This is a genomic window from Nitrosospira multiformis, assembly GCF_900103165.1.
In the GTDB taxonomy this organism is placed as follows: domain Bacteria; phylum Pseudomonadota; class Gammaproteobacteria; order Burkholderiales; family Nitrosomonadaceae; genus Nitrosospira; species Nitrosospira multiformis_D.
Genome location: NZ_FNKY01000001.1, coordinates 3,089,796 through 3,114,416 on the forward strand (window position 1 = coordinate 3,089,796; position 24,621 = coordinate 3,114,416).

Genomic DNA, 24,621 nt, shown 5'->3' on the forward strand with positions numbered 1-24,621 from the left:
CTTTGTCCTCTTGAACTTACTCAACACTGCCACCAGCAGCTTCAATGGCAGCCTTTGCACCCTTGGTCACCGCAATGCCCTGCAATTTCAACGTGCGCTCGATCGTCCCGGAAAGTATAACCTTGGCGGTCAGCGCCGAATTCGGAACAATCCCCGCCTGCTTCAATGCCAGAATATCTATGACATCGCCCGGCAATTTGCTCAAGACCGAAAGCCGCACCTCCGCGATACTTTTTCTTGTGAGCGAAACAAAACCACGCTTTGGCAGGCGGCGTTGCAGAGGCATCTGCCCCCCTTCAAAACCCACCTTGTGAAAACCACCCGCCCGTGACTTCTGTCCCTTGTGACCGCGTCCGGCGGTCTTGCCAAGACCGGAACCAATACCACGTCCCACACGCCGACTGGAATGCTTGGCGCCGGCAGCCGGTTTAATGGAATTCAGCCGCATCTATGCCTCACTCTTGACAAGGTAGTAAACGTTATTAATCATACCTCGCACCGCCGGAGTATCCTCCAGCTCGGAGGTACTATTAATTCCCCGCAACCCAAGCCCCCGTACCGTTGCACGATGTGATCGCTTGGTGCCGATCAGACTCTTGATCAACGTTACCTTGATTTTTTTTCCGGTCTTGGTCATTTCGCCGAACCCATGATTTCTTCTACGCTCTTTCCTCGTTTCGCAGCAATTTCCGAAGGTGTGTTCATAGACTGCAAACCGTGCAGCGTAGCACGTACCACGTTATAAGGATTGGTCGAACCAATACACTTGGCCAGAATATTATGTATACCCATCACTTCAAATATTGCGCGCATTGGACCGCCGGCAATAATACCGGTTCCTTCTGAAGCGGGTTGCATATAGACCGTGGCGGCACCATGCCTGCCAATGACCGGGTGATGCAGCGTGCCATTCTTGAGATCTACCTTGATCATCTTGCGGCGCGCTTCATCCATCGCCTTTTGCACCGCTACAGGCACCTCACGTGATTTCCCCTTGCCCATACCTACGGTACCGTCACCATTTCCAACCACGGTCAACGCGGCAAAACCGAGGATACGCCCCCCTTTCACCACTTTGGTGACACGATTGATCGCCACCATCTTTTCCTTGAGGCCATCGCCGCGATCATCACCTTGAGGCACTTTCCCCTGCATTCTTCCCTGCATCTTAGCCATTATTATCTATTCCTCGCTCAGAATTTAAGGCCATGCTCACGAGCCGCCTCGGCCAGCGCTTTAACGCGCCCATGGTACTTAAAACCCGACCGGTCGAACGCAACGGTTTCAATACCCAGGCCCTTGGCCTTTTCAGCAACTCGTTTACCGACTGCCGCCGCCGCAGCAACTGTCCCCCCATTGGGAAGCTCTTTCCGCAGATCCGGCTCCAGGGTAGACGCGCTGGTCAGCACCTTGCCGCCGGCGCCATCTATCAGCTGTACATAAATATGGCAATTACTGCGATGCACAGCCAAGCGGACTGCCTTCAATTCAGCAATCTTGGCGCGGGTACGGCGCGCACGGCGCAAACGGGATTTTATCGGATTGGACATATCTAACCCCAGTTATTTTTTCTTGGTTTCTTTCATTACAATGACTTCATTCGCGTAGCGCACACCCTTGCCTTTGTAAGGTTCCGGTCTGCGATACGCACGTATTTCCGCCGCCACCTGGCCGACTTGCTGCTTATCAATGCCTTTAATAAGGATCTCTGTCTGGCTCGGCGTCTCCGCTTTCACGCCGTCAGGCATCTTATGAGCAACCGGATGAGAAAATCCCAAGGTCAGGTTAAGAACCTCGCCCGCCGCCTGGGCTCGATAGCCCACGCCCACCAGCAGCAGTTTTTTCTCAAAACCCTTGGTCACCCCATGAACCATATTAGCCAGCAGCGCGCGCATTGTACCGGACATCGCATTCGCCTGCTTGGAATCGTTGGAAGCCTTTATGAGCAGATTTCCGCCATCCCGCTCAACGGCAATATCCGAAACGAGATGATGCCGCAACGTACCCAGCGGTCCTTTCACCAACACCTCGGAGGCTGACAAGGTTACTTCAACATTTTCCGGAACTGATACCGGATTTTTACCCACTCGAGACATTTTCTACGCCTTTTATACCTTTAGGCCCCTTAGGCCACTATGCATAACACTTCGCCGCCGACGCCACTGGCACGCGCCTTTCGTTCAGTCATTACACCCTTGGAAGTCGAGACTATTGCCACACCCAGACCATTCATCACATTAGGGAGCTTGTTACTGGCCTTATAGATGCGTAAACCAGGACGGCTCACCCGCTCAATTTTTTCGATTACCGGACGGCCAGCATAATACTTCAGACTAATATCCAGTATCGGCTTCCCGCTCGCTTCGTGAACCGCAAAATCCTCAACGTATCCTTCATCCTTTAACACCTGCGCAATAGCCGCTTTCAGCTTGGAGGCAGGCATCGCAACCGAGTTTTTTTCAGAAAGCTGCGCATTACGTATACGCGTCAGCATATCGGCGATGGGGTCACTCATACTCATCTAAAGGCACCTCTGGCAATCCAATTTTTGGAACAAGCTCTGAAACATTCAAGCATACCCATGGCCATGTTTCCCGCTACCAACTGGCCTTGGTCATACCGGGAATTTCTCCGCTCATGGCAATATCGCGAAGCTTGCTACGGCCCAAACCAAACTTGCTATATACCCCGCGAGGGCGGCCGGTCAATGCACAACGATTACGCAATCGCACCGGACTGGCGTTGCGTGGCAGCATCTGCAATTTGATTCTGGCAGAATGCCGCTCCTCATCGCTCATTTTGGCATCATTGATGATAACGAATAATTCAGCCCGTTTTGCCGCAAACTTCTTTACGGTCTCACGGCGTTTCAGGTCGCGGTTAATAACGGCTACTTTGGCCATCCTGCTCTCTCAGTTTTTGAATGGAAATTTGAATGCGGCGAGTAATGCCTTGGCTTCCGCATCTGTTTTCGCGGTCGTGGTGATCGTGATATTCATTCCACGCAGGGCATCGATCTTGTCATATTCAATTTCCGGAAAAATGATCTGTTCCTTTATGCCCATATTATAATTGCCCCGTCCATCAAAAGCCTTGCCGGAAATACCACGAAAATCCCGGATACGCGGAATCGCCACGCTAATCAATCGATCGAGAAATTCATACATGCGGACACGCCGTAACGTGACCATGCAACCGACCGGATATCCGTCACGCACCTTAAAAGTGGCGATAGATTTTTTTGCTTTAGTCACCACCGGTTTTTGCCCCGCGATCTTTTTCATATCGCTTACAGCGTTATCCATAATTTTCTTATCTGCAACCGCCTCCCCCACCCCCATATTCAGGGTAATCTTACGAATACGCGGAACCTCCATCACAGACTTGTAATTAAATTGCTGGATTAACTGCTTTACTACGGCGTCACGATAATATTCTTGCAGACGAGCCATACCCCCTCCATTGCCCCTTATATGTCAAGCAGTTCGCCATTCGACCTGAAGTAACGCACCTTGCGTTTATCTTCCAGGATCTTGATTCCAACGCGATCAGCCTTCTGCGTGGCAGGATTAAAAATTGCCACATTTGAGATCTGAATGGGCTTTTCCATTTCAACGATTCCACCAGGCGTTCCCTTGTTCGGATTGGGCCGCTGATGTTTCTTGACCTTGTTGGCTCCCTCGACCACCACCAAGTCAGCGCTCACGATGCGCAACACCGTGCCACGTTTGCCCTTATCCTTACCGGTGGTGACGATTACGTCATCGCCTTTCTTTAATTTTTGCATACTGATTCCTTATCGGGCGCTTACAGAACTTCTGGCGCAAGCGAAACGATTTTCATGAAGCGCGCATTGCGTAATTCACGCGTTACTGGGCCAAAAATACGCGTACCAATGGGTTCCAGCTTGGCGTTCAGCAATACTGCCGCATTCTGGTCAAATTTGATCAACGATCCATCAGTACGCCGTACTCCTTTGGCGGTACGCACCACCACGGCATTATATATTTCGCCTTTCTTGACACGGCCTCGTGGCGCCGCATCCTTGATGCTGACTTTTATAACATCGCCGATGCCGGCATAGCGCCGCTTGGAGCCGCCCAGCACCTTGATGCACATGATTGAACGCGCGCCCGTATTGTCGGCGACTTGCAGAATCGATTGCATTTGGATCATTATTTACTCACTCTCTCCAACTTTTCCACCCGAATTTCAAGGTGCGGATAGTATTGGAACCCGTTCGGGTTGTGGTGCCGCCGAAACTGATCAGCGGCAAAAATTAAAGATCTGAAAACCAGAAGACTAAAGACTTGAGATTATACGATCATCGTACCAGAATGACAAGATAAAAAACCTGGCCTGACCTATCATTCAGCCTAGATGGTTATAGCCTTTTCCATCAGTTTAAGTACGCGCCAGGCTTTTGTTTTGGAGAGAGGTCTGCACTCTTCAATGATCACCGTGTCACCTGCATGAAACTCATTATTCTCATCGTGAACATGATATTTTTTCGAGCGGACCATAATCTTGCCATAAAGCGCATGTTTAACTTTACGTTCGACCAGAACGGTAATGGTCTTATCCATTTTGTCACTCACGACTTTTCCTGTGAGAGTACGGCTTAAATTGGCTTCGCTCATGATTGCTTCACTTTCTGGCTGAGAATGGTTTTTGTGCGCGCGATATCCCGGCGCACATTACGCAATTGGTTAGTGTTGCCTAGTTGCTGGGTTGCGTGCTGCATGCGCAGGCCAAATTGCGCCTTCAACAACTCCAGGAGTTCCTGCTGCAGTTGTTCCGGATTCTTGGCCCGGAGTTCGCTGATTTTTGCTTTCATAATTAACCGCCTACTTGTCGGATAACAAATGTGGTTTGAATGGGGAGCTTGGCAGCTGCCAAGCGGAACGCCTGACGAGCCAGCACTTCGTCAACACCATCCATTTCATACAACATTTTACCGGGTTGAATTTCCGCCACAAAATACTCCGGGTTCCCCTTGCCATTGCCCATCCGTACCTCGGCTGGTTTATGAGAAATGGGTTTGTCCGGAAAAATACGAATCCAGATACGTCCACCACGTTTAATGTGGCGAGTCATAGCACGCCGGGCGGCCTCGATCTGTCGCGCGGTTAAACGGCCACGGCCAACAGCCTTAAGCCCGTACTCACCAAAACTAACTTTGGCACCGCGTGTCGCAACCCCCTTGTTGCGGCCTTTTTGCTGCTTGCGGTATTTTGTTCTAGCTGGCTGCTGCATTTTTCGCTCCTGGCTTTACTGTCTTTCTGGCTGCAGTTTTGGTAGCAGCCTCATCAGCTGCGTTATCGGATCTTTTGTCTATACCCTTTTCACCAACTCCGGTTTCAGTTCTTGCCTCAGTTCCGGCAGCCGGCTTTGATCCCGCCGCAACCTTGACTGGACTTGAAGCCGGTCTTCTGGCCGGGCGTTTCTTCTCCGGTTCTCCAGCCGGAATGAGCGCTTGCGCTGGCGTCGCCACGAGTTGCTCATTCCGACCGATCACTTCACCCTTGAACACCCATACCTTAATTCCAATCACACCATACGTAGTCTTGGCTTCGGAAGTACCATAATCCAGATCGGCGCGCAAAGTATGAAGGGGCACACGGCCTTCCCGATACCATTCTGTGCGGGCAATTTCGATGCCATTCAATCGTCCGGCGCTCATGATCTTAATGCCTTGGGCACCCAGTCGCATGGCATTTTGCATTGCACGTTTCATGGCACGACGGAACATGATGCGCTTTTCCAATTGCTGCGCGATATTGTCGGCGATAAGTTGCGCGTCAATTTCCGGTTTGCGGATTTCTTCGATGTTCACGTGAACAGGAACACCCATGAGCTTTTGCAGCGCTCCACGCAGAACCTCGATATCTTCGCCTTTTTTGCCTATGACAACACCCGGGCGTGAGCTATAAATGGTAATGCGTGCGTTCTTGGACGGCCGTTCGATAATCACACGCCCTACTGATGCGTGCGCCAACTTCTTTTTCAGGTAGTCTCGTACCTTGATATCTTCGTTCAGCATCGCGGGAAATTTTCTTCCGTTGGCATACCATTTCGATGACCAGTTTTTTAGCACCGAAAGCCGGAAACCTGTTGGATGTATTTTTTGTCCCATAATGGCTTCGTAGATCCCTATTTTTTGTTGCCGGCTTTATCACCGACAGTAAGAAAAATGTGACAGGTTGGCTTGACAATACGATTGCCACGCCCTTTGGCGCGAGCGCTGGTACGCATCATGGATGGTCCGCGATCTACATATATAGTCGATACCTTTAGCTCGTCTATGTCAGCACCATCATTATGCTCCGCATTGGCAATGGCCGATTCCAGCAATTTCCGGATAATGACCGCTCCCTTCTTCGGGCTAAAGGCAAGCAGATTAAGCGCCCGATCCACCGGCAGGCCCCGAATCTGGTCAGCCACAAGACGTCCTTTCTGCTCGGACAGCCTAACTCCGCGCAATACAGCAGTTGTTTGCATGTTAATCTCCTATTTCTTCGATCCAGCCGCTGCTTTCTTGTCGCCTGAATGTCCCTTAAAGGTACGGGTATGGGAGAATTCCCCAAGTTTGTGCCCTACCATATTCTCTGTCACATATACCGGAACATGCTGCTTGCCATTGTGCACTGCAATGGTCAAACCGATAAAATCGGGAAGAACAGTGGAGCGGCGTGACCAGGTTTTGATCGGACGCTTATCACTGGTCGCACGCGCATTCTCGACCTTGTTCATCAGATGCAAGTCAACGAATGGTCCTTTTTTTACGGAACGTGCCATGATTCATTACCCCTTATTTGAATAACGACGACGTACGATCATACCGTCGGTACGCTTATTGGTGCGTGTACGAAAACCCTTGGCGGGTGTTCCCCACGGGCTGACTGGATGACGGCCGGCGGCAGTTCTGCCTTCACCACCGCCATGCGGATGGTCTACAGGATTCATCACTACGCCGCGCACAGTTGGCCGAATGCCACGCCAGCGTTGCGCACCTGCTTTACCGATAGAGCGCAGGTTATGCTCTTCGTTGCCTACTTCACCTATAGTGGCCCGGCAATTCACGTGCACTTTGCGAATCTCTCCCGAACGCAGGCGCAGTTGCGCGTAATCCCCCTCGCGTGCAAGAAGTTGCACCGATGTACCTGCCGAACGGGCCAGTTGCGCGCCCTTGCCAGGCATCATTTCCACGCAGTGAATGGTGCTCCCTACTGGAATATTGCGTAATGGTAGTGCGTTACCGTTTTTGATTGGCGCATCCACGCCGTTCATCAACTGCATCCCGCTGACAACCCCCTTTGGCGCGATAATGTAGCGGCGCTCGCCATCTGCATAGCAAAGCAACGCCAAATTGGCACTGCGATTCGGGTCGTATTCCAGTCGCTCGACCTTGGCAGCGATCCCATCCTTGTTACGGCGAAAATCCACCATTCGATAGTGCTGCTTATGGCCCCCTCCCATATGACGGGTGGTGATGTGACCATTGTGGTTACGTCCGGCTGTATGATTCTGCTTCTCCACCAGCCTGGCGTAGGGTGCGCCCTTGTGTAAACCGGGATTGACAACCTTGATTACCGCGCGACGGCCAGGTGAAGTTGGCTTGACTTTAACGAGTGCCATTACTTCGCCTCCCCTTGTGCAATTTCAGAAAAATTGATTTCCTGACCGGACCTGATGCTGACATAGGCCTTCTTCCAATTACTGCGGCGCCCCATGAAACGACCAAAGCGCTTCTCTTTTCCCTTGACGTTAGCCACCTGCACACTCTTCACTTCGATGTTTTGAGCCTTCCACATCAATTCAACAGCGGCTTTTATCTCGGCCTTGGTGGCATCCGATATCACACGAAAAATGACCTGATTATGCTTCTCAGCGATATAGGTAGCCTTTTCCGAGATCTGAGGCGCCAGTATTACCTGCATCAGGCGTTCAGGGTTAAATGTTTGCGCACTCATGCAAGCAGCTCCTCAATTTTTGTCAATGCGCCACGCGTCATCAACACGGAGGCAAAACGCATAAGACTGACCGGATCGGCATGGCCCGCTTCCACCACCAGCACATGGGGCAAATTACGGGATGAAAGATAAAGATTCTCATCCACGCTATCGGTAATGATCATCACGTCATTCAACCCCATATCTTTCAGTTTCCGGGCCAGGACGTTGGTTTTTGGCGCATCCACAGTAAAATTCTCCACTACCGACAAACGATCCTCACGTACGAGCTGTGACAGGATGGCGCCGATACCGGCACGATACATCTTGCGATTGACCTTGTGGCTAAAGTTTTCTTCGGGGCTATTGGGGAAAATCTTACCACCACCCCTCCATAACGGACTGGAAGCCATACCGGAACGTGCGCGGCCCGTACCTTTCTGCCGCCAGGGCTTGCGGGTGGATTTAGCGACATCCGATCGCCCTTTTTGAGCACGATTAGCGCTGCGAGCATTGGCCAGATAAGCAGTAACCACTTGATGTATCAAGGATTCATTATATTCACGGCCAAACAGGGCATCTGAGGCAGAAACGCTTGCGGCAGCCTGACCATCGTCATTGATGAGTTTAAGTTCCATTATGCACCCGCCTTCTTGGCAGCTTTGGTGCCACCTTTCGCGCCTGTCGTATCCGCCTTGACAGCGGATTGCGTGCGGATCCGGGAAACCTTTACACTCGGATGCACTATTACGTCACCGCCTCTAGACCCAGGAATGGCACCCTTAATGAGTAACAAACCACGCTCTGTATCAACTCGAAGCACTTCCAGGTTCTGGGTGGTGCGCTGCACACTTCCCAAATGCCCGGACATGCGCTTGCCGGGAAATACACGGCCGGGATCCTGCGCCATGCCAATGGAACCCGGTACATTATGTGATTTTGAATTGCCGTGACTGGCGCGATTTGAAGAGAAACCGTGACGCTTGATCACGCCCGCATAACCTTTGCCAATGGAGGTACCCGTTACATCCACCTTCTGCCCGACTTGGAAAATATCCAAACCGATGACTGCGCCAGGCTTAAGATTAAGGAGCGCCTCCTGCGTTACACGGAACTCCTTGAGGATGTGACCGGCTTCCACCGCGGCCTTGGCGAAATGCCCGGCCGCGGGCTTATTGACGCGACTGGCGCGACGCTTCCCAAATGTCACCTGCACTGCGGAATAGCCGTCTGTATCAGGGGTTTTAATTTGTGTGACACGATTGTTCGACACGTCAAGCACCGTAACCGGCTGGCTATCGCCATCGTCGGTAAAAATGCGAGTCATGCCAACCTTGCGGCCGACAAGTCCTAAACTCATTTTAATTACCCTTTCTTAAAAGGTGCCGATTGCAATTGACCGGCAGTTTAAATCCGCTTTGGATTTAGCGATTAAACTATTGATTCAACAAATAAACTAAAGACACAATATTCAAAACTTACAACTTTATTTCCACATCCACGCCTGCGGGTAGATCCAGTTTCATCAGGGCATCCACTGTCTTGTCGGTGGGATCCATAATGTCCATTAAACGCAGATGAGTTCGAATTTCGAACTGGTCGCGCGAAGTCTTGTTAACATGAGGAGAACGTAGTACATCGAAGCGCTCGATGCGTGTAGGCAGGGGCACAGGTCCCTTTACCACAGCACCGGTACGCTTGGCGGTTTCAACAATCTCCATCGCTGACTTATCGATCAACCGATAATCAAACGCTTTCAGACGAATACGTATTTTCTGGCTTTGCATAGTCAAACCTCAGGTTGAGGACTCGGATTTCGAATTGGCGATTTGATACGTGGCATCAAATCTTAAACCCTATCCTTAATCCTATTATTACTCAATAACTTTTGCCACCACGCCTGCGCCGACGGTTCTTCCGCCTTCGCGAATGGCAAAACGCAGCCCTTCTTCCATGGCAATCGGCGCAATCAAGTTCACCGTCACCGATACATTGTCCCCAGGCATCACCATCTCCGTTCCCGCCGGCAGTTCTATCGCCCCGGTCACATCAGTGGTGCGAAAATAAAACTGGGGCCGGTATCCCTGGAAAAATGGGGTATGGCGTCCACCTTCTTCCTTGCTCAGCACATAGATCTCGGCCGCAAACTTGGTGTGCGGGGTGATGCTGCCTGGCTTGGCCAATACTTGTCCACGCTCGACTTCTTCCCGTTTGGTACCCCGCAGCAGTACGCCAACGTTGTCCCCCGCCTGTCCCTGGTCCAGCAGCTTCCGAAACATTTCCACGCCGGTACAGACCGTCTTCACGGTAGGCTTCAAGCCTACGATCTCGATTTCTTCGCCCACTTTGACTATGCCGCGTTCAACCCGGCCCGTCACCACGGTACCCCGTCCGGAAATGGAAAAAACGTCTTCCACCGGCATCAGAAAGGGGCCGTCTATCGCCCGCACCGGTTCCGGAATGTAGCTGTCCAATGCATCCGCCAGCTTGAATATGGAGGGCTCGCCTATGTCGCTCTGATCACCTTCCAGCGCTTTCAGCGCAGAACCTATGATGATCGGTGTGTCGTCGCCAGGAAAATTGTATTTGGAGAGCAGTTCGCGTACTTCCATTTCCACCAGTTCCAATAACTCGGCGTCGTCCACCATGTCGGCTTTGTTCATGTAGACGATGATGTACGGTACGCCTACCTGGCGTGCCAGCAGGATGTGTTCGCGCGTTTGCGGCATCGGCCCATCGGCAGCCGATACCACCAGTATGGCGCCGTCCATCTGCGCCGCGCCCGTTATCATGTTCTTGACGTAGTCAGCATGGCCAGGACAGTCAACATGGGCGTAATGGCGAGCGCTGGTCTCGTATTCAACATGGGAGGTGTTGATGGTAATGCCCCGTGCTTTCTCTTCCGGCGCCGAGTCAATCTGTGCGTAACTCTTCGCTTCACCACCAAATTTCTTCGCCAGCACCATCGTCACCGCCGCCGTCAGCGTGGTCTTGCCATGATCCACGTGCCCAATCGTCCCTACATTTACGTGCGGTTTCGTCCGCTCAAATTTGCTCTTTGCCATGTTGTACCCTTTACTTAATGACGGTTATTTCTTATTAATAACGGCTTCAGCTACATTTTTCGGTGCTTCGGAATAATGCTTGAACTCCATGGTATACGTTGCGCGCCCCTGAGTCGCGGAACGCAAGGTAGTTGAATAGCCAAACATTTCCGCCAGCGGAACTTCTGCTCGTATCACCTTGAGACCAGGAAGATCGTCCATTCCTTGGATCATGCCGCGACGGGAGGATAAATCGCCTACCACATTGCCCATAAAATCGGCTGGCGTTTCCACTTCCACCGCCATCATTGGTTCCAGCAACACCGGGTTGGCTTTACGCATTCCATCCTTGAATGCAATTGAAGCCGCCATCTTAAAGGCATTCTCATTGGAATCCACATCGTGATAGGAACCATCAAATAGCGTGACTTTGACATCCACTACTGGAAAGCCCGCCAATACGCCGTTGGGAAGGGTATCGCGCAAACCTTTTTCCACCGCCGGAATATACTCGCGCGGCACTGTCCCGCCTTTGATGGCGTCAACAAACTCAAAGCCTTTACCCGCCTCATGCGGCTCCATTTTGAGCCAGACGTGACCATACTGACCGCGTCCACCGGATTGTTTGATAAATTTCCCTTCAACCTCCACCGCCTTTCTGATGGCTTCACGATACGCCACCTGCGGAGCACCTACGTTGGCTTCCACACTGAATTCACGCTTCATGCGGTCTACAATGATTTCCAGGTGTAATTCCCCCATGCCGGAAATAATGGTCTGACCGGATTCCTCATCGGTGCGAACGCGAAAAGACGGATCTTCTTGCGCCAGACGATTCAAAGCGATACCCATCTTCTCCTGATCCAGTTTTGTTTTTGGCTCCACTGCAACATGAATGACAGGCTCGGGAAATATCATCCGCTCAAGCGTGATGATGTCGCCAGGATCGCATAACGTATCGCCGGTAACGGCTTCCTTCAAACCTACTGCCGCGGCAATATCCCCGGCACGGACTTCCTTGATCTCTTCTCGTTGGTTGGCATGCATTTGCAACAGCCTTCCAATTCGCTCCTTCCGTCCTTTAATCGGGTTGTAGATCGTATCGCCGGACGCCACCACCCCGGAATAAACACGAAAAAAAATCAGCTGGCCCACATAGGGATCCGTCGCAATCTTGAACGCCAGACCGGCGAATGGCTCTTCGTCGCTTGCATGACGCTCGCCGGGTTCGCCATTTTCCTTCTCGCCATTAATCGCACGAATATCTACCGGCGAAGGCAAGTAATCAAGGACGGCGTCCAGCATGGCTTGCACGCCCTTATTCTTGAATGCCGAACCACAAAGCATAGGCACAATTTCGTTACTGATGGTACGAAGACGCAACCCCGTTTTGATATCAGCAATGGACAAATCCCCTTCTTCGAGATATTTGTTCATCAACTCTTCATTCGCCTCAGCGGCCGTTTCCACCATCTTTTCACGCCACATCTTGGCGTTTTCCAGCAAATCGGCCGGGATATCGCGTTCGTCGAATCTCATTCCCTGACTTGCTTCGTCCCAGTAAATAGCTTTCATTTTAATGAGATCGACGACGCCCTCAAACTTTTCTTCGGCGCCAATCGGCAATTGAACGGGTACCGGATGAGCTTTCAGGCGCGTTTGTATCTGTTCATAGACACGCATGAAATTGGCGCCCGCACGATCCATCTTGTTAACAAAGGCCAGTCGCGGCACTTTGTATTTATTGGCCTGACGCCATACGGTTTCAGTCTGAGGCTGCACGCCGCCAACCGCACAGAAAACGGTGCAAGCGCCGTCCAGTACACGCAGAGACCGCTCTACCTCGATAGTGAAATCAACGTGGCCCGGGGTGTCGATGATATTAATGCGATGATCGGGATAATTGCCTTCCATCCCTTTCCAAAAACAGGTGGTGGCAGCTGACGTAATGGTAATCCCGCGCTCCTGCTCCTGCTCCATCCAGTCCATTGTAGCCGCGCCGTCATGTACCTCGCCAAGCTTGTGCGATACGCCGGTATAAAACAGAATACGTTCAGTAGTCGTGGTTTTACCGGCATCTATATGCGCCATTACGCCAATATTCCGGTAACGTTCAATGGGTGTTTTTCTTGCCACAGTATATAAACCTTAATATTTTTGAACACCAGGACGCCAGAAAGCGCCGTTGAATAACGGAAATCAGCCCCTTAAACCGGGAGCGATGACCTCAAGAATTCTGAGTCGAACTGTACCCGCCTATGGCCGGCACTGATCAGACCATTCCTTAGAATCGGTAATGTGCAAATGCCTTGTTGGCTTCTGCCATGCGATGAATTTCCTCACGTTTCTTGACCGCACCACCGCGGCCCTCAGCTGCCTCCGCCAATTCACCAGCAAGACGGGCACCCATGGATTTCTCAGCTCGCTTACGAGCGGCATCACGCAACCAGCGCATTGCCAAGGCATTACGCCGAACCGAGCGAACCTCTACCGGAACCTGGTAGTTCGCGCCGCCGACCCGGCGGCTTTTTACTTCCACCATCGGGCGGACGTTAGATAGCGCCTGCGTAAATACTTCTACCGGATCCTTCCCGGTTTTTTTCTGAATTTGATCCATAGCGCCGTAAATGATTCTCTCCGCCACGGACTTTTTACCACGCGTCATAAGCACATTGACGAATTTCGCCACTTCCGTATTGTGATACTTGGGATCAGGCAAAATCTCGCGTTTGGGTACTTCTCTGCGTCTTGGCATTTTTCTACCTCGGTGTCTAATTGATTAGCTTAAGTGGCTTAAATTTCAAGCCGCTTTACTCTTAAGCTGCTTTTGGCTTTTTGGCACCGTATTTGGAGCGGGCCTGTTTGCGATCTTTTACGCCAGCCGTATCCAGGCTACCGCGTACTGTGTGGTAGCGAACGCCCGGTAAATCTTTGACACGACCACCGCGAATCAGTACCACCGAGTGTTCCTGCAGATTATGCCCTTCTCCACCAATATAACTGGAGACCTCAAAACCATTAGTCAGGCGAACCCGTGCCACTTTTCGCAAAGCCGAGTTCGGTTTCTTTGGCGTAGTGGTATAAACCCGGGTACAAACTCCCCTCTTCTGAGGACTATTTCCCAGCGCTGGAACTTTACTTTTTACGCGTCTCGCCGCTCGGGGCTTACGTACTAACTGACTGATTGTCGGCATTTTATTCCCTAAAAAACCGGGCCGGTAATATAACCGGCCCCGCTGCCCGTATGAATCGTGGTTTTCTGCCGTTCCAGGTATTTTTGTCCGGGGGGCGGCTAAAAAGACTGCGAATTCTATGGGGTTTATGCTGCTATGTCAAGCCGCTATCTTTGCCGAGGAGGATAAAAGAAATCCCTTCGGCTCGGAATGATCTTTTCCGCCTTGTGGGTCCTGCGAGGAAGCAAGCCAGGACACCACAACCGCTCCGTACGCACTGGCAGTGCTTGGGGTTTCCAGGGAGCGGTCCCTTAACCCGTTCACAAAGAAAACCGATCGAACTTCAGGTGGTGGCCGCGCGACCCTCGCGCCGCTTCGCGGTAAGCGCGTGGCTGCCCAGCTTCTTCAACACTTCCCATGCAGGCCCTGGAAATTTGTGTAGCTTAACCAGCACGTCCTCAAGCGCTTCCAGAAACCAATCCACATCAGCATCACTGATATTCAAGGGCGGCAGTATTTTGATGATGGGCATGGCGTGACCCGCTACCTGGGTAAGAATGTGATGATCATCCAGAAGCGGGAGAACAATCGCTTGAGCAAAAAGATTTTCGTCCATCTTGTTGACCATGGACCAGGCTGCCTTTAGCGACATCGATTCCGGCGGACCAAACTCGATAGCGATCATCAGGCCACGCTGGCGCACCCCCTTCAGGAACTCGAAGCGTGGCACCATTGCCTCAATACCGCTGCGAAAACGGTCACCCAGTATATTAGCGCGCTCGACAAGGTTCTCGTCATCCAGGACGGCCAGCGATGCCAGGCCCGCCGCCATTGCCATGTTACCCATACCGAAAGTGGAAGCATGAACAATAGCGCGATGCATGGTATCGTAGACACTATCGTATACCGCGCGGCGAGTGATCGTCGCTCCTACCGGGATATAACCCCCTGAAAGTGCCTTCGAAAGGCAGACGATATCGGGTCGCAGACCTTCGACCCACTGGCTGGCCAGAAAACGTCCGCTACGGCCCATGCCTGATTGAATCTCGTCGTAGATCATCAGCGTGCCGTATTTACGGCATAATTCCTGCGCGCCAAGAAGATATTCGCTACTGGCAATATTGACACCCTTGCCCTGGATCGGCTCAAGTACGAGAGCAGCGACATCACCCAGAGCAAGACGCGTCTCAAGCCCGGCGAGGTCACCCAGCTTCACTTCCGAACTGCTTGGGAGCATCGGTTCGAAACCCCTGCGAAAACTTGGCTCCCCGTTCAGCGATAAGGCTCCCATGGTGAGGCCGTGGAATGCCTTCGCAAGATGAACTGTGCTGGGCCTTCCCGTGTATCCACGCGCAAACTTGATCGCCGCTTCGATAGCTTCGGTACCCGAGTTACTGAAATAAACAGTATCCAGTCCAGGCGGCATGCGCTTTACGAGCTCGCGAGCCAATGCGGCGGCGAGCGGAGGAGCGTCGAAGCCGACCCATCCGGGAAAATCGGAGTCCAGCACTTGCTGCAATGCGCCACGAATGGCCGGATGACGGCGGCCAAAATTGAAGACACCCCAATTGGTAAGGAAATCCAGGTAGCGTGTACCCGCCTCATCCCAGAGGTAAGCACCTTCACCGCGTACCCAAGAGCGATTGAATCCGAGTGTACGCAACACCTTGACGAATACCGGATTCACATGCTCTTCGTAAAGTTCGAAGTTCTTGCCTCGTGTTTCGTTAAGTATCGCGTTGATATCAATTGGCATGGCTCAGCCCTTCGATGTCTGTTCCGACAGCGCAAAGGTCTGTGATACCGGTCCGGATTGACTCCGAGCTGTGGAGATTCGTTTCATGGATTGTGAATTATCTTTTAACCGCCGCAACATTATTACTTATCCTCCAATAAAGCATCGGACTTCCCCATATTCATCCATGCTTGTGAACAAGATAGCGCAAATATCAAATAATCTGCCAAACACCTCGTTTACATTATAAAAGAACATTCCGCGTTGCAGCGGCTGATTCAATACCCCTATTTTAGACGGTATATCCGCTGCTTCGCGTTTCCCCCGTGCCTTCTTCACTAAAACCGAGGCTCTCGCCCGCGGTCAGCATCTGTCTTTGCTTCTTCCGGGTATTGTGAAAAGCCAGACCGGTACCCGCGGGAATGAGCCGTCCGACAATGACGTTTTCCTTGAGACCGCGCAGATCATCCTTCTTGCCCATGATTGCCGCCTCGGTCAGTACACGCGTAGTCTCCTGGAAGGAAGCCGCGGAGATAAACGAATCAGTGGAAAGCGATGCTTTGGTAATACCCAACAGCATGAATTCATAGATAGCCGGTTTCTTGTCTTCGGCTATTACCTGTTCGTTCTCCGCCAACAGATCCGCCCGTTCCACCTGTTCACCCGGAATAAAGCGCGTGTCACCGGAATCAACAATCTGCACACGACGCAGCATTTGACGCACAATCACCTCAATGTGCTTATCGTTGATCTTGACACCTTGCAAGCGATATACATCCTGAACTTCGTCGGTGATATAGCGTGCCAGGGCTTCTACACCCAGGAGGCGCAGAATATCATGTGGATCGGCGGGCCCGTCAACAATACTCTCCCCCTTATTCACCACCTGACCGTCATGGGCTGTAACGTGCTTGTCCTTGGGGATCAGATACTCATGAGAAACTCCATCCAGATCGGTAATGACAAGACGTTGCTTGCCTTTGGTATCCTTGCCAAACGACACGATACCGGTCACCTCCGCAAGCACGCCGGCATCCTTGGGCGAGCGGGCTTCAAACAATTCCGCCACACGAGGCAAACCTCCCGTAATGTCACGGGTCTTGGAACTTTCCTGCGGAATACGGGCCAGCACTTCGCCTACGCTAACCTGCTGCCCATCCCGTACCGTAATAATTGAACCCACCTGAAAGGTAATGTTGACAGATAAATTACCGCCGGCAAGCCTCACTTCCTTGTCATCCTCGTCGAGGAGTTTCACCAATGGACGCAAACCCTTGGTTTGCGCCACCCCGCGCCGTTTCGGATCGATCACCACCAATGTGGACAAGCCGGTTACTTCGTCTATCTGCTTAGCCACAGTTACGCCTTCTTCGACGTTCTCGAAGCGAACCCTGCCGGCGTATTCCGTGATGATGGGGCGAGTATGCGGGTCCCATGCTGCCAACACCTGCCCCGCCTTTACGACTTCTCCGTCGCGGATGAGCAGCGTCGCGCCATAAGGCGCTTTGTGGCGTTCACGTTCGCGGCCGTTATCATCATATATCACCACTTCGCCGCTACGGGAAATCGCGATCAGCTCATTGCGAGAGTTGGTAACGTAACGCATGGTGGGTGAATAACGCACAATGCCGTTGGACTTGCTCTCCACCTGGCTTGCCACCGCGGTTCTGGAAGCGGCGCCACCGATGTGGAACGTACGCATGGTCAGCTGGGTGCCCGGTTCGCCGATTGACTGGGCCGCAATGACCCCTACCGCTTCGCCTACGTTGACCGGCGTGCCACGCCCCAAATCACGCCCGTAGCATTTGGCACACAAACCATAACGGGTTTCACAGGTAAGCGGTGTACGTACCTTCACTTCATCTATACCCAGAGACTCTATGGTATCGACCGCGTTCTCGTCCAGCAGCACACCAGCCGGATAAATCACCGCCTGATGCTCCGGATTGACGACATCGTTGGCCACAACTCGTCCCAGGATACGCTCCCGCAACGCTTCGATGACTTCACCACCTTCCACCAACGCCTTCATCACAACGCCGTTATTCGTGTTGCAATCATCCTGGGTTACCACAAGATCCTGAGTCACGTCCACCAAACGGCGGGTCAAATACCCGGAGTTGGCGGTTTTCAGCGCTGTATCGGCCAGGCCTTTGCGTGCACCATGCGTGGAGATAAAGTACTGCAGCACATTTAACCCCTCGCGGAAGTTTGCTGTAATGGGCGTCTCGATAATTGAACCATCGGGTTTTGCCATCAAGCCGCGCATACCCGCCAGCTGACGAATCTGGGCTGCTGAACCACGCGCTCCCGAATCGGCCATCATGTAAATCGAATTGAAAGATTCCTGTGTCAGCGGTTTGCCTTTTTTGTCTTTCTTGACCTCACCGGTGAGCGAATCATGCACCGGCTCAACACCGAGCTGATCCATCATCGCTTTGGCCACCTGGTCGCCAGCACGGCCCCATATATCCACAACCTTGTTGTAGCGCTCGCCCTGCGTCACCAAACCGGAAGTATATTGAATCTCGATCTCCTGCACCTCCTTCTCGGATGCGCTGATGATGTCGTTCTTTTGTACCGGTGTCAGCATATCGTCCAGGCAGATTGAGATACCGGCACGAGTCGCATAAGTAAAGCCGGAATACATCAATTTGTCAGCAAATATCACCGTCTCACGGAGTCCGCAGCGACGGAAACTCGCATTGATGAGTTTGGAAATCTCTTTTTTCTTGAGCGCTTTGTTGATAAGGGGAAAAGGCAGGCCAGCGGGAAGAATTTCAGACAGCAGCGCGCGCCCCACGGTGGTTTCATAACGTGTGGTTTTTTCACGGCGCTCACCGTCGGCGTCCACCTCATATTCCTTGATCCGTACCATTATCCTGGCATTCAGTTCAATGACACGACTCTCGTAAGCACGAGATACTTCACTGATGTTGGCAAACGACATGCCCTCGCCGCGAGCATTAATTTTCTCCCGGGTCGTGTAGTACAGTCCCAATACGATATCCTGTGACGGCACGATAATGGGTTCTCCATTTGCCGGCGACAAGATATTATTGGTGGACATCATGAGAGTGCGGCATTCCATCTGCGCCTCCAGCGACAGCGGCACGTGAACCGCCATCTGGTCACCGTCGAAGTCGGCGTTGAACGCTGCGCAGACCAATGGATGCAATTGGATCGCCTTGCCTTCTATCAGCACTGGCTCGAAGGCCTGAATCCCCAGCCGATGCAGTGTCGGAGCGCGATTTAGCATCACCGGATGCTCGCGAATGACATCCTCCAGGATGTCCCATACTACAGGGCTTTCATTCTCCACCTCGCGCTTGGCCGCCTTGATGGTGCTGGCGATGCCCATTATTTCGAGTTTGTTAAAGATGAAAGGCTTGAACAATTCCAGCGCCATTTTCTTTGGCAAGCCGCACTGATGCAGTTTGAGCTGCGGACCTACCACGATCACCGACCGGCCGGAATAATCCACCCGCTTGCCAAGCAGATTCTGGCGAAAACGTCCGCCTTTTCCCTTGATCATATCGGCAAGCGATTTTAACGGCCGCTTGTTGGCTCCCGTCATGGCTTTGCCACGACGGCCGTTATCCAGCAATGAGTCCACCGCTTCCTGCAACATGCGCTTTTCATTACGTACAATGATTTCCGGCGCCTTTAACTCAAGCAGACGCTTTAGCCGATTGTTACGGTTGATGACTCGGCGATATAAATCATTCAGATCAGAGGTAGCGAAACGCCCGCCATCCAGCGGCACCAATGGACGTAACTCCGGCGGCAGGACAGGCAGTACAGCCAGAACCATCCACTCCGGCTTGATACCGGATTTATTGAACGCCTCCAGCACCTTTAGACGCTTGGAGATTTTTTTCATTTTGGTTTCGGAACCGGTTTCCCCCATCTCGCGCCGAAGATTATCGATTTCAACACGGATGTTGAGGTTGGCCAGTAAGTCGCGGATACCTTCCGCACCCATGCTGGCGCGAAAATCGTCTCCGTACTCTTCCGTCTTGGCACGATAGTCATCATCCGTCAGCAACTGGCATCGCGCCAGAGGCGTCATGCCGGGATCAGTCACCACGTACGCTTCAAAATAAAGTACTCGCTCGATATCACGCAAGGTCATATCCAGCACCATACCGAGCCGCGATGGCAGCGATTTCAGAAACCAGATATGCGCCACCGGGGAGGCTAGTTCGATATGCCCCATACGCTCTCGCCGCACCTTCGAGAGCGTAACCTCGACGCCACATTTCTCGCAGATCACGCCACGGTGTTTCAGGCGTTTATATTTCCCGCACAGACATTCGTAATCCTTTACCGGGCCAAAAATTTTGGCACAGAACAGTCCGTCCCGTTCCGGTTTGAATGTGCGGTAATTGATGGTTTCAGGTTTCTTCACCTCACCATAGGACCAGGAACGTATTTTCTCTGGGGAAGCCAAGCCGATTTTGATCGAATCGAACTCTTCTTTCTGAGTAACTTGTTTGAATAAATCGAGCAGTGCTTTCATTTGTCACTCCTGTTGATCAGGGGCCGATACAAAAATCATCCGGTGATGAGACACGGAAACGAAAGGAATATTAAATATTTAATTCTCCATTCGTCCCGCTACAATAAAATTGCTAATGCCGGTCCAGATCGATATCCATCGCCAGCGACCGGATTTCTTTCACCAGCACATTGAATGATTCCGGCATACCGGCATCGATCTTGTGGTCGCCTTTGACAATGCTCTCGTACACCTTGGTACGCCCGTTTACATCGTCCGACTTGACCGTCAGCATCTCTTGCAAGGTATAGGAGGCACCGTATGCTTCCAATGCCCATACCTCCATTTCACCAAAGCGCTGTCCGCCGAACTGCGCCTTGCCGCCGAGTGGCTGTTGGGTGACCAGGCTGTAGGGGCCGGTGGAACGCGCATGCATTTTATCGTCCACCAGGTGATGCAGTTTCAGTACATGCATATAGCCCACCGTGACCGGGCGGTCGAAAGCCTCGCCCGTTCGGCCATCGTACAACGTCACCTGCCCGGATCGCGGAAGACCGGCAAGCTCCAGCATATCCTTGATTTCATGCTCGGTAGCCCCATCGAAAACAGGGGTCGCGAAAGGTACTCCGCCCTTGAGATTCTCCGCAAGGTCCAGGATCTCCACATCGGTGAGCGAAGCAATATCCTCTTGTTTACCGCTGGTGTTGTAAATCTTGTCCAGGAGTTTCCGGAGCTCCGCAATCTTGCTGTCGGCCTGGAGCATATCACCGATTTTCCTGCCAAGTCCTTTTGCGGCCCACCCAAGATGGGTTTCCAGAATCTGGCCCACATTCATGCGCGAAGGTACGCCCAAGGGGTTCAACACCACATCGACCGGAGTACCATCGGCCATATAGGGCATATCTTCCACCGGCACGATCTTGGAAATCACGCCTTTATTGCCATGGCGTCCCGCCATTTTATCCCCGGGTTGCAGACGCCGCTTCACCGCCACATAAACCTTGACCATTTTCTGTACACCAGGGGGCAGTTCATCACCTTGGGTAAGTTTCTTTTTCTTTTCTTCAAAAGCATTGTCAAATGCCTTACGTTTCTGCGCCAGGCCTTCCTCGATCTGTTCCAGCTGCAGACTTGTTTCTTCGTCGGTAAGGCGGATATCGAACCAGTGGTGCGGATCAATACTATCCAGATATTCCTTGGTTATCTGCGCACCCTTGGCAAGTTTTTTGGGTCCTCCGGTTGCTGACTTACCCTTGAGCAAACGCTCGATACGCTCGAATGCATCGCCTTCCACGATCCGCATTTGGTCAGCCAGATCCTTCTTGTAGCGTTTCAGCTCATCGTCGATAATCTGCTGGGCACGCTTATCACGCTCGATTCCTTCTCGAGTGAATACCTGCACATCAATTACCGTACCAGAGATACCTGATGGCACACGTAGCGATGTATCCTTTACGTCGGAAGCCTTCTCGCCAAAAATCGCGCGCAATAGCTTTTCTTCAGGCGTCAACTGCGTTTCGCCCTTGGGGGTGACTTTGCCTACCAGCACATCGCCAGCCTCCACTTCTGCGCCGATGTGAACAATGCCTGAGGCATCCAGACGTCCAAGTTGTACCTCCGACAGGTTGGAAATATCCCCGGTGATTTCTTCCGTCCCCAATTTGGTATCCCGGCTCACCACCGAGAGTTCCTCGATATGAATAGATGTAAACCGGTCTTCGGCGACGATGTGTTCCGAAATGAGAATCGAATCCTCAAAGTTGTAGCCATTCCAGGGCATGAATGCAACCAGCATGTTTTGTCCCAGCGCCAACTCACCTTTATCGGTGGAGGCGCCGTCAGCCACCACATCGCCGCGTGCGATTATGTCGCCTACTTTCACCAGCGGACGCTGGTTGATGTTGGTGTTCTGATTGGAGCGGGTGTATTTAATCAGGTTATAGATATCCACGCCCACTTCACCGACGCGTGTTTCAGTGTCATGTACTCGCACCACGATACGGCTCGCATCGACGTAATCCACCACGCCACCGCGCACTGCTTGCACCGCGGTGCCGGAATCCACTGCCACGACACGTTCGATGCCGGTGCCGACCAGAGATTTTTCCGCGCGCAGGCAAGGCACTGCCTGTCGCTGCATGTTGGAGCCCATTAACGCACGATTGGCATCATCATGCTCCAGAAATGGAATCAATGAAGCGGCTACCGATACGATCTGGGCAGGCGCCACATCCATATATTCGATACGATCCGGTGTCGCCAAGGTAAATTCATTCTTGTGACGGCAGGAAACGATGTCGTTGGTGAATTTGCCGCGGCGATCCAGCTCCGCATTCGCTTGAGCAATCACATACTGACCTTCCTCGATCGCCGACAGATAGTCAATTTCATCGGTGACGCTTCCGTTCTTCACCTTGCGGTAGGGTGTTTCCATGAATCCATATTCATTGGTGCGGGCGTAAAGCGCCAGTGAATTAATCAAACCAATATTGGGACCTTCCGGCGTTTCAATCGGGCACACGCGACCATAATGGGTGGGATGCACATCGCGCACCTCAAATCCCGCGCGCTCGCGCGTCAATCCACCGGGTCCCAGCGCAGAAACGCGGCGTTTGTGAGTAATCTCGGAAAGAGGATTGGTCTGATCCATAAACTGCGACAACTGACTGGAACCAAAGAACTCGCGCACCGCGGCCGACACCGGTTTTGCATTGATCAAATCATGAGGCATTAGATTGTCTGATTCAGCCTGGCTGAGGCGTTCTTTCACCGCTCGTTCGACCCGCACCAACCCCGAACGGAATTGGTTTTCCGCGAGTTCACCAACAGAGCGGACACGACGATTACCGAGATGATCGATATCGTCAATCTCACCGCGGCCATTGCGCAATTCGACCAGAATCTTGATGACCGCGATGATATCGTCATTCGACAATGTGGTGGAACCATCCAATTCAGTCCTGCCCACACGGCGATTGAATTTCATCCGCCCCACTACAGATAGATCATAACGTTCCGGTGCATAGAACAATCCGTTGAACAACGCCTTGACTGCTTCCTCGGTAGGGGGTTCGCCCGGGCGCATCATGCGGTAGATAGCCACTTGCGCGGCCATCTGATCAACGGTTTCATCTATTCTCATGGTTTGTGAGATGTACGCGCCCTGATCCAGATCGTTGGTATAGATGGTGTGAATCTCTTCTATATTGGCTTCGCGAAGTTTGGCAAGCACAATCTCCGTAATCTCGTCGTTAGCGAGCGCCACGACTTCACCTGTTTCCTTATCCACAACGTTATGACCCAGGATCCGGCCCAGCAGAAAATCTTCCGGCACCGCGAGCCTGTCAATGCCTGCTTGCTGCATTTCCCGAACATGTTTGACGGTTATACGTTTGTCCTTCTGAACGATAACTTTGCCGCTTTTGGCGGCAATATCAAAGCGCGCAATGTCGCCGCGCAAACGTTCCGGTATCAATTCAAAGAGAATGCCTTTTTTGGACAGATGAAAAGCATCAAAGGAGAAAAAGCTCTCAAGAATTTGCTCCGGCGTATAACCTATCGCTTTCAGCAATGCGGTAATCGGCATTTTGCGGCGGCGATCAACGCGAAAATACAAATAATCCTTGGGGTCGAACTCGAAATCAAGCCAAGAACCGCGATAGGGAATAATACGCGCGGAAAAAAGCAATTTGCCGGATGAGTGCGTTTTACCACGATCATGCTCGAAGAATACCCCTGGGGAGCGGTGCAATTGCGACACAATGACCCGCTCGGTGCCATTAATAACAAATGAACCCGTGCCGGTCATGAGCGGAATCTCGCCCATGTAAACTTCCTGTTCCTTAACTTCTCTTACGGTTGGCTTGGAAGCCTCCTTATCCATAATCGTCAATCGCACTTTGGCGCGCAACGGGGAAGCGTAAGTCAGACCACGCTGCTGACATTCCTTGACATCGAACGGAGGAATACCCAGCACATAATTAACGAAATCAAGGCGGGCGTTCCTGGAGTGACTCTCGATCGGGAAAATCGAGATAAACGCCGCCTGCAATCCCTGAGTGGCGCGTTGATCAGGCTCAACCTGGGCTTGCAGGAAAGCCGCATACGATTCGATCTGAGTAGCGAGAAGAAACGGAATCGGCAAGACGCTGGCGCGCTTGGCGAAACTTTTACGGATACGTTTTTTCTCGGTAAACGAATAGCTCATGGAATCTCC

28 protein-coding genes are annotated in these 24,621 nt (G+C 52.2%); all 28 read right to left on the reverse strand.

Features of this window, described 5'->3' with window-relative positions:
- Nucleotides 1–16: 16 nt before the first annotated feature.
- A complete protein-coding gene (gene rplO / locus BLR00_RS13915; RefSeq protein WP_074633740.1) occupies nucleotides 17–448 on the reverse strand; it encodes a 50S ribosomal protein L15 in 432 nt (143 codons plus the stop codon).
- Nucleotides 449–637, reverse strand: a complete 189-nt coding sequence (rpmD, locus tag BLR00_RS13920; protein WP_074633743.1) for a 50S ribosomal protein L30 — start codon at nucleotides 635–637, stop codon at nucleotides 449–451.
- Nucleotides 634–1,176: a 30S ribosomal protein S5 gene (gene rpsE, locus BLR00_RS13925; RefSeq protein WP_074633746.1), complete on the reverse strand. Its 543-nt coding sequence runs from the start codon at nucleotides 1,174–1,176 to the stop codon at nucleotides 634–636. Before rpsE ends, rpmD begins: the two co-directional genes overlap by 4 nt.
- 17 nt (nucleotides 1,177–1,193) lie before the next feature.
- Nucleotides 1,194–1,550, reverse strand: coding sequence for a 50S ribosomal protein L18 (gene rplR, locus BLR00_RS13930; RefSeq protein WP_074633748.1), 357 nt, complete (start codon nucleotides 1,548–1,550; stop codon nucleotides 1,194–1,196).
- Between the two features lie 12 nt (nucleotides 1,551–1,562).
- Nucleotides 1,563–2,096 (reverse strand): 50S ribosomal protein L6, encoded by a 534-nt coding sequence (gene rplF, locus BLR00_RS13935; protein WP_074633751.1) that lies wholly within the window; start codon nucleotides 2,094–2,096, stop codon nucleotides 1,563–1,565.
- A gap of 29 nt (nucleotides 2,097–2,125) precedes the next feature.
- Nucleotides 2,126–2,521: a 30S ribosomal protein S8 gene (gene rpsH / locus BLR00_RS13940; protein ID WP_074633754.1), complete on the reverse strand. Its 396-nt coding sequence runs from the start codon at nucleotides 2,519–2,521 to the stop codon at nucleotides 2,126–2,128.
- Nucleotides 2,522–2,597: 76 nt separating this feature from the next.
- A complete protein-coding gene (gene rpsN, locus BLR00_RS13945; RefSeq protein WP_074633756.1) occupies nucleotides 2,598–2,903 on the reverse strand; it encodes a 30S ribosomal protein S14 in 306 nt (101 codons plus the stop codon).
- 9 nt (nucleotides 2,904–2,912) lie between these two features.
- On the reverse strand, nucleotides 2,913–3,452 hold the full coding sequence (gene rplE, locus BLR00_RS13950) for a 50S ribosomal protein L5 (RefSeq protein WP_074633759.1): 540 nt from the start codon (nucleotides 3,450–3,452) through the stop codon (nucleotides 2,913–2,915).
- Between the two features lie 17 nt (nucleotides 3,453–3,469).
- The gene (rplX, locus tag BLR00_RS13955; protein ID WP_074633761.1) at nucleotides 3,470–3,787 is read right to left on the reverse strand and encodes a 50S ribosomal protein L24; all 318 of its coding nucleotides are present in this window, start codon (nucleotides 3,785–3,787) and stop codon (nucleotides 3,470–3,472) included.
- Between the two features lie 20 nt (nucleotides 3,788–3,807).
- The gene (rplN, locus tag BLR00_RS13960) at nucleotides 3,808–4,176 is read right to left on the reverse strand and encodes a 50S ribosomal protein L14 (RefSeq protein ID WP_074633763.1); all 369 of its coding nucleotides are present in this window, start codon (nucleotides 4,174–4,176) and stop codon (nucleotides 3,808–3,810) included.
- Between the two features lie 200 nt (nucleotides 4,177–4,376).
- Nucleotides 4,377–4,640, reverse strand: a complete 264-nt coding sequence (rpsQ, locus tag BLR00_RS13965; protein WP_074633764.1) for a 30S ribosomal protein S17 — start codon at nucleotides 4,638–4,640, stop codon at nucleotides 4,377–4,379.
- Nucleotides 4,637–4,837: a 50S ribosomal protein L29 gene (gene rpmC / locus BLR00_RS13970; protein ID WP_074633765.1), complete on the reverse strand. Its 201-nt coding sequence runs from the start codon at nucleotides 4,835–4,837 to the stop codon at nucleotides 4,637–4,639. The genes rpsQ and rpmC overlap by 4 nt, the downstream gene beginning before the upstream one ends.
- 2 nt (nucleotides 4,838–4,839) lie before the next feature.
- Nucleotides 4,840–5,256: a 50S ribosomal protein L16 gene (rplP, locus tag BLR00_RS13975; RefSeq protein ID WP_004180992.1), complete on the reverse strand. Its 417-nt coding sequence runs from the start codon at nucleotides 5,254–5,256 to the stop codon at nucleotides 4,840–4,842.
- Complete coding sequence (rpsC, locus tag BLR00_RS13980) at nucleotides 5,240–6,136, reverse strand: 30S ribosomal protein S3 (protein WP_074633766.1); 897 nt, start codon at nucleotides 6,134–6,136, stop codon at nucleotides 5,240–5,242. Before rpsC ends, rplP begins: the two co-directional genes overlap by 17 nt.
- A gap of 17 nt (nucleotides 6,137–6,153) precedes the next feature.
- Nucleotides 6,154–6,501 (reverse strand): 50S ribosomal protein L22, encoded by a 348-nt coding sequence (gene rplV, locus BLR00_RS13985; RefSeq protein ID WP_074633767.1) that lies wholly within the window; start codon nucleotides 6,499–6,501, stop codon nucleotides 6,154–6,156.
- A 9-nt stretch (nucleotides 6,502–6,510) separates the two neighbouring features.
- Nucleotides 6,511–6,798, reverse strand: coding sequence for a 30S ribosomal protein S19 (rpsS, locus tag BLR00_RS13990; RefSeq protein ID WP_074633768.1), 288 nt, complete (start codon nucleotides 6,796–6,798; stop codon nucleotides 6,511–6,513).
- A 6-nt stretch (nucleotides 6,799–6,804) separates the two neighbouring features.
- Nucleotides 6,805–7,638 (reverse strand): 50S ribosomal protein L2, encoded by an 834-nt coding sequence (gene rplB / locus BLR00_RS13995; RefSeq protein ID WP_074633769.1) that lies wholly within the window; start codon nucleotides 7,636–7,638, stop codon nucleotides 6,805–6,807.
- Complete coding sequence (gene rplW / locus BLR00_RS14000) at nucleotides 7,638–7,973, reverse strand: 50S ribosomal protein L23 (protein ID WP_074633770.1); 336 nt, start codon at nucleotides 7,971–7,973, stop codon at nucleotides 7,638–7,640. Before rplW ends, rplB begins: the two co-directional genes overlap by 1 nt.
- A complete protein-coding gene (gene rplD, locus BLR00_RS14005; RefSeq protein ID WP_074633771.1) occupies nucleotides 7,970–8,590 on the reverse strand; it encodes a 50S ribosomal protein L4 in 621 nt (206 codons plus the stop codon). Before rplD ends, rplW begins: the two co-directional genes overlap by 4 nt.
- A complete protein-coding gene (gene rplC / locus BLR00_RS14010; RefSeq protein WP_074633772.1) occupies nucleotides 8,590–9,312 on the reverse strand; it encodes a 50S ribosomal protein L3 in 723 nt (240 codons plus the stop codon). The genes rplD and rplC overlap by 1 nt, the downstream gene beginning before the upstream one ends.
- 118 nt (nucleotides 9,313–9,430) lie before the next feature.
- Nucleotides 9,431–9,739, reverse strand: a complete 309-nt coding sequence (rpsJ, locus tag BLR00_RS14015; RefSeq protein WP_004180980.1) for a 30S ribosomal protein S10 — start codon at nucleotides 9,737–9,739, stop codon at nucleotides 9,431–9,433.
- A gap of 87 nt (nucleotides 9,740–9,826) precedes the next feature.
- A complete protein-coding gene (gene tuf / locus BLR00_RS14020; protein ID WP_074633773.1) occupies nucleotides 9,827–11,017 on the reverse strand; it encodes an elongation factor Tu in 1,191 nt (396 codons plus the stop codon).
- Nucleotides 11,018–11,041: 24 nt separating this feature from the next.
- Nucleotides 11,042–13,132, reverse strand: a complete 2,091-nt coding sequence (gene fusA / locus BLR00_RS14025; protein WP_074633774.1) for an elongation factor G — start codon at nucleotides 13,130–13,132, stop codon at nucleotides 11,042–11,044.
- A gap of 148 nt (nucleotides 13,133–13,280) precedes the next feature.
- Nucleotides 13,281–13,751, reverse strand: a complete 471-nt coding sequence (gene rpsG, locus BLR00_RS14030; protein ID WP_004175950.1) for a 30S ribosomal protein S7 — start codon at nucleotides 13,749–13,751, stop codon at nucleotides 13,281–13,283.
- A gap of 61 nt (nucleotides 13,752–13,812) precedes the next feature.
- Nucleotides 13,813–14,190 (reverse strand): 30S ribosomal protein S12, encoded by a 378-nt coding sequence (gene rpsL, locus BLR00_RS14035; RefSeq protein WP_041514953.1) that lies wholly within the window; start codon nucleotides 14,188–14,190, stop codon nucleotides 13,813–13,815.
- A gap of 322 nt (nucleotides 14,191–14,512) precedes the next feature.
- On the reverse strand, nucleotides 14,513–15,925 hold the full coding sequence (locus BLR00_RS14040) for an aspartate aminotransferase family protein (RefSeq protein ID WP_074633775.1): 1,413 nt from the start codon (nucleotides 15,923–15,925) through the stop codon (nucleotides 14,513–14,515).
- Between the two features lie 271 nt (nucleotides 15,926–16,196).
- On the reverse strand, nucleotides 16,197–20,426 hold the full coding sequence (gene rpoC, locus BLR00_RS14045; protein ID WP_074633776.1) for a DNA-directed RNA polymerase subunit beta': 4,230 nt from the start codon (nucleotides 20,424–20,426) through the stop codon (nucleotides 16,197–16,199).
- Nucleotides 20,427–20,538: 112 nt separating this feature from the next.
- Nucleotides 20,539–24,612, reverse strand: coding sequence for a DNA-directed RNA polymerase subunit beta (gene rpoB, locus BLR00_RS14050; RefSeq protein ID WP_074633777.1), 4,074 nt, complete (start codon nucleotides 24,610–24,612; stop codon nucleotides 20,539–20,541).
- Nucleotides 24,613–24,621 lie beyond the last annotated feature (9 nt).